6 protein-coding genes and 1 tRNA gene are annotated in these 5,578 nt (G+C 66.8%); all 7 read left to right on the plus strand.

What is annotated here, in order from left to right:
• The first annotated feature begins 229 nt into the window (after window positions 1-229).
• Window positions 230-475 carry a hypothetical protein gene (locus tag ACZ4AA_RS38290; RefSeq protein WP_467613319.1) on the plus strand — a complete coding sequence of 82 codons (246 nt, stop codon included), beginning with the start codon at window positions 230-232 and terminating at the stop codon, window positions 473-475.
• Window positions 431-525: transfer RNA gene (locus ACZ4AA_RS38295), tRNA-OTHER, on the plus strand. The genes ACZ4AA_RS38290 and ACZ4AA_RS38295 overlap by 45 nt, the downstream gene beginning before the upstream one ends.
• A gap of 1,226 nt (window positions 526-1,751) precedes the next feature.
• Window positions 1,752-2,585, plus strand: a complete 834-nt coding sequence (locus ACZ4AA_RS38300; protein WP_467613321.1) for a helix-turn-helix domain-containing protein — start codon at window positions 1,752-1,754, stop codon at window positions 2,583-2,585.
• A 92-nt stretch (window positions 2,586-2,677) separates the two neighbouring features.
• A complete protein-coding gene (locus ACZ4AA_RS38305) occupies window positions 2,678-3,076 on the plus strand; it encodes an ATP-binding protein (RefSeq protein WP_467613323.1) in 399 nt (132 codons plus the stop codon).
• 175 nt (window positions 3,077-3,251) lie between these two features.
• Complete coding sequence (locus ACZ4AA_RS38310; RefSeq protein WP_467613325.1) at window positions 3,252-4,103, plus strand: sigma factor-like helix-turn-helix DNA-binding protein; 852 nt, start codon at window positions 3,252-3,254, stop codon at window positions 4,101-4,103.
• Complete coding sequence (locus ACZ4AA_RS38315) at window positions 4,100-4,921, plus strand: protein phosphatase 2C domain-containing protein (RefSeq protein WP_467613327.1); 822 nt, start codon at window positions 4,100-4,102, stop codon at window positions 4,919-4,921. Before ACZ4AA_RS38310 ends, ACZ4AA_RS38315 begins: the two co-directional genes overlap by 4 nt.
• Window positions 4,922-5,099: 178 nt before the next feature.
• Complete coding sequence (locus ACZ4AA_RS38320) at window positions 5,100-5,447, plus strand: SCO3933 family regulatory protein (protein ID WP_467613329.1); 348 nt, start codon at window positions 5,100-5,102, stop codon at window positions 5,445-5,447.
• Window positions 5,448-5,578 lie beyond the last annotated feature (131 nt).

Consider the following 5,578-nt stretch of genomic DNA (forward strand, 5'->3'; position numbering starts at 1 on the left):
GCAGGGCGCAGACCAGGCTTGCCGTTCCCCGTGTTCCCCACTGCGCCTGCTGGAGCCAGCGCGCAGTGGGCGCAGGGTGCCCCTCGATGCGAACTATGGGCGCGACGGTCACTGAGGCTTGCTCGGGTGGTCAGACGGTCATGCAGGACTGCTAGTGGTTGACTCCGGTCAAGATGGTTGCTGTACCTCGCTGCTGTACGGCAGAGAAGGCGTGAGATACAACTGCGCCATGACGACTCAACCGACACGGGCGATGTGGTGGTCCGAGGTGGCGCTCTTGCTTGCCGTGACCGGCGCGACCCTCGTGGCGATCGCGTTCCTGGTGTCGTTGGCAAACAGAGGCGGCGATGTGACCTTCGACGGCGTGCTGTCAATTCTGTCGACCGCGTTGTCCATCGGCGTCGGCAGGTTCGTGAGTGTTCGGTTCAGGGCGTGGGGGCTGCGTCGGCAAGCCGTGTCCTGTACACGGTCTTGAAAACCGTCGTGGCGCGAGTCACCGTGGGTTCAAATCCCACACCCACCGCAGGTGAACGGCCCCTGACCCAGGTAATTCGGTCAGGGGCCGTTCTTGCGGCGTTGTCTGCCAGCGACCGCTGTCCCCCGCTGTTGCCCGACTGAACGGGCACGAGAGGGGCACGTTCTCTGGCGGCATCGAGGATTTGGACCGATCGCCAGCCCAGCAAGCCCGCGTGTAACGATCAGCCCGTCGTGCTTGGAGACGATCCGTCGGGGCAGTGGTCGTATGCGGACTTCACCGAGGGGTACGACGGGCTCAGAGCTATCCGACTGCCTGATGTGTCGTCGCCGCAGACGAATTGCTCCGGGCCTGATGTGGACGTGATCCGCAGTAGTACCTCGTAGGACGAAATCCGTACGTGGCGCGTGCCGCCCGCTGCGATTGGTCCGAGGCTGTCTTGCTCCGAGCACTCGTTGTCTCCGTCGCCAGCACACCAGAAGACACGCACGGCGCTAGGTGTGTTGTTCACCAGGGTGACCGGGGAGACGTTCTCGGGATCGGTCGGATCCGGGTCACAGCTGACAAGGCAGAGGCAGGCCGGACTCAGGATGGTCAGCGTCACGCAACGAGAGACACGGTTCATCAGATACTTCACTGCCCCACCCTGGAGGTCGCTACGCGAATCCGCACCGTATCGCAAGATCGAGTATGCGGATATGGCTTGACCTGGCAAAACACTGACCATAGCCGTCACGACTGCCCCTACCCACCACCTACCCCAGCTCCCATCCCGTCTGCCGTCGACCCACACACCGTGGAGCGGGCGTGGTTCAGGGCGTCAAGGTGGAGCGCCCTACCGGACGAACGACCTTGACGCCCTGGGCCGCGACTGCTCGGCTTTGCCTGGGTCGATGGCAGACGGGATGGGAGCACCCCGCGCACGCCACACTCGGCCGGCACTCGCGAACGGCGCCCCCGCCATCTCGGAGCCTGAGCGCCCCCGCCGGAGGCATGCGTTGGCCGCTGCTGCGATGTGCAGTGATCAGCTCATGGCCTCGGCCCTATCCACATGTGGGCGCGCGTCGGCGCAGCGCGGGCGGAGCGGGCCGAAGGCAGGAGCGGCGCCCGCAGCGGAGCCGGGAGCGCGCCCGGCGGAGCGGAGCGCAGCCGGGGCTTGAACCAGTAGAGAAAGTTTGAATCACGTCGTCCTTGCGGGCCGCTGTGATCGTTGAGCTGGGTGCTCGCCAGGCGTTGGTGTAGAACGCTGGGTATGGGGAGTGCGCGGCAGGAGCGAATGCGGGTGCTGGGGGCGCGCCTTCGGGCTTTGCGCGTGGATGCCGGCCTGACGGGTGCCGTGTTGGCGCAGCGCGCTGGAGTGGGTCAGCCGACAGTGTCCAAGGTGGAGAACGGGCGGATGGTGCCCAGCCGTGACGTTCTCGACCGCCTGTCCGGAGCTCTGGGCCTCGATGCTGCTGCTGTTGCGGAGTTGCGGGCGACTCTCGCCGAAGTCGAGTCGGCTCCTTCCGCGAGCACAGACGAGATCCTGTCGGGCTTGAGTGCCGCGGATGCCGTTGTCGACCTGGCGGTGCGCGAGGCTCGGCTCGTTCGGTCCTTCCAGTGCGTTGTCCTGCCGGCCATGCTTCAGAGCGCGGAGTACGCCCGGCACATCTTTGGAAGTACGCCCGGTGCGGATGCTGCCCAGGTAGGCAAGGCTGTCGCGGCTCGGGTGGAGCGGCAGAGTGTCTTGTACGAGCCCGGACGAGAGTCCGTCTTCGTGGTGACTGAGGGCGTGCTCCGGACATGGCCCGGCAGTCCTGCGCTCATGCTTGCCCAGCTCGATCGGCTGCTCGCGGTGGAGAGCTTGACCACCGTGCGGCTCGGGGTGCTCCCGTGGGACCGACCGGTGCCGGTCATGCCGCGGCACGGCTTCACCTTGTGCGACCGGGACACGGTGGTCGTGGAGACCTTCCGGGACGAGCGGGCGGAGAAGGATCCTGACGTGTTGGCCTCGTGTGAGGAGACGTTCGCCCAGTTCGAGGGTGCGGCCGCCTTCGGTGGTGAGGCGCGCGAACTGCTGATGCGGATCATGGGTGATCTGCGAGCCCTGCCCGAGGACGTCACTCCATAGAGGAATAATTCCTCTGAATGCCTAGAAGCTTGGTGCACCTAGGAATACTCTACCTGCGTGCTGTCTAGCCCTCTAGACGAGGAGTGTTCCTCTTGCTTGCGAAGTGGTGCCGTCCGTTCCCTGGCCTGCCGCAACAGGTCGCTGAAGCCCGATACTTCGTCGCCGCCCTGATGGAGGCCGAGGGCCCCCGCATGGTGGAGAACGCCGTCCTCATCGTCAGCGAGCTGGCGTCCAATGCCGTCCGGCACTCCCGGAGCGGCCGTAAGGGGGGCTGGTTCCTGGTGATCGTCGTGCTCGACGACGACCGAGTGCGCATCGAGGTGATCGACGAGGGGGGCCATGACAGGCCCCAACTCCTCGCCGCCAATGACTGGGAGGAGGAAAGCGGGCGCGGGCTGTTGCTGATGGCGACCTGCGCCAAGGACTGGGGAGTGAAAGAGCGGATGCATGGCCGGTCCGTCTGGGCCGACCTCGCTCGAGCCAGCGCGTGATCCCCGTGGTTCTGGTCGGCTGCGTTGCGTGCTCCGTGGGCGGCGGGGGGTGAGTCCTCGTGGGGTCCCTGGCTATCGGTCCGGCTTCTATGTAGTTGATTTTCGTACGGGCCAGCGTCTCCCGCCCGAATCGTCTAGGGCCCTAGACTCCTGGGTGCATCTAGGAGGTGTGGGTATGTCGGACGAGTTGCAACGGATTACGGCCATCGATGATCCGTACTTGCTGCTGCGTGAGGTCACGACCAGGTTGGCCGATGCGCAGCAGGAAGTTACGGAACTCGCCCGGCTGCGTCGGCGCGTAGTGCAGGACCTGCACGCCCAGGGGCTGTCGTACGCGCAGATCGCGGCAAAGGCCGGCCTGAGCCGCGGGCGTATCCACCAGATTCGGCACACGGGACCTGCCCCTGAAGGGGCCTTCCTCGGGCGGGGCGCCGTCACGGTGGCCACGCCTCTCCGCCGCGATGATGAACGTGGGCGCACGGTGGTCGCCGTCGACGACGTCAGCTCGGGTAAGCGGCTGGAGGATCTGGCGCGGTCGTACGGGCTCGATGTCCTCTCCGAGCACGTCTCGGTGAGCGGTGAGATCGACCTCAACCGTGACGGCCTGGTCGTGGTCTGCGGCCCCCGGATGTCCCAGCAGATGTGGGACACCTATGGTCAGGACCCGGTGTTGAGCTGGCACCAGGCGGACGACGGGCCGTGGACCGTTCTCGACGGGCGTACAGGCACGGTGTACCGGTCGGGGCAGGACAGTGATCCGGCCCGCTCGTACGACGTCGGATACCTCGGCAGGCTGCGCCGGCCGGACGGGGCGGGCTCGCTGTTGGCCATCGCCGGAATCCACACACAAGGATCCCTCGGCGTCGTCCAGTTGCTCTCCTCCGACCTGAACAGTCTGTGGGGTCAGGTGGGCGAGCAGCGCTTCTCCACTCTCGTGGGCGTCGAGTACGACCCCGAGACCGGCGAACCCCGCAGCGTCGAACTGCTCTGCCCGCTCTACCGCCACGACGAGGAGCCGGCGGCGTGACGATCGCGCTGGTCTCGCTCCCTGCGACGCCCGACGCTCCGAACGAGGACTTCGCCGCTGCCTCTCCCGAGGCCGCGGTGCTCCTCGACGGCGCGGGGGTGGCCGGGGGGCAGACCGGCTGCATCCATGGTGTCGCCTGGTTCTCCTCGACACTGGGCGGGGTCCTGCTCGGCACGCTCGTCGCTCAGCCGGGCCTCTGGCCGGCCGAGTGTCTGAGCCATGCGATTCGCACCGTCCGGTCCCTGCATGAGGGTGACTGCGACCTGCGCCACCCGGCCAGCCCAACCAGCACTGTCGTTGCCGTAAGGGCACGGGCGGGCGCTCTGGAATACGTCGTCCTGGGAGACTCGGCGCTCCTCGTGGTCGGCCGGGACGGCGCGGTCGACGTCGTCACGGACCGGCGGTTGGACGAGGTGGGCAAGCAACTGCGCGTTCCTGTCGATGCGTTGCCCACCGGCTCACCCGAACACGCTGCCGCGCTGGCCGAGTATCGGAGCGCCCTCACTGGGCTGCGTAACCGGCCCGAAGGCTTCTGGATTGCGGGGCCGGATCCGGAGGCGGCCCGACATGCGCTCACTGGTTCTGTCCCGCTGGATTCGCTGGCGTCCGTGGTGCTGATGAGCGACGGGGCCACTCGCCTCGTCGACCGGTTCGAACTGGCCACCTGGGATGAGCTGTTCGCGCTGGTCGCGGCGTCCGGTCCTGGTGAGGTGATCCGTCGGGTGCGAGACGCGGAGGCCGAGGACCCTGCCGGCCGCCGCTGGCCGCGGGGCAAGGCGCGTGACGACGCCACGGTGCTGCACTGGCTGCTGCCCTAGTTGCTGCGACTCGCCGCAGCGTCTTGCGTACCCCCCTAGACAGTTGACGGGTCGTCGGCTTACTGTTGTCGTCAACCCCCCTAGACAGTTGGGGGTGGCCACTCCCTGTGCTGTCTAGGGGGGTATCCAATCGGGATGGCGCCGGAAGCGGCGCCACAGACTCAGTGAGGTCAACAGAATGCGTGTCATCCCCGTGGACACTTCAGCCGCGACGCTGCTCGTCACCAAGCTGCCCGAGGTGAAGATCAAGGACCGGCAGACGGGCGAGATCGCTGTGGACCCGGTGACCAACGACCGGTTGATGGTCCTGGAGGTGGTGTTCATCGCCCAGGGCGGCTCGGACATGGTCAAGGTGACCGTGCCCGCCAAGGGCATCGGCGAGGGCCTGGTCATGGGTACGCCGGTGATCCTCTCCGGCCTAGTCGCGCGACCGTGGGAGAGCGAGTTCGGCGGTCGTGCTCGGCACGGGATCGCCTACCGGGCCGATGCCGTCATGGCCAACGTCCCCGCCTCGGTGCAGGGCTGAACGCCATGACCGACTCCGTGTGGACGCTGCTCTTAGTACTCCAGCAGCGTTTTGCTATTCCTGCTGGTCAGGGGCCTGATTTTGAGTGTAGTGGGGTGATGTTCCATCGGGTGCGGGTTCGGTGGATGGGT

It is taken from the genome of Streptomyces sp. NPDC024698, from assembly GCF_055559015.1.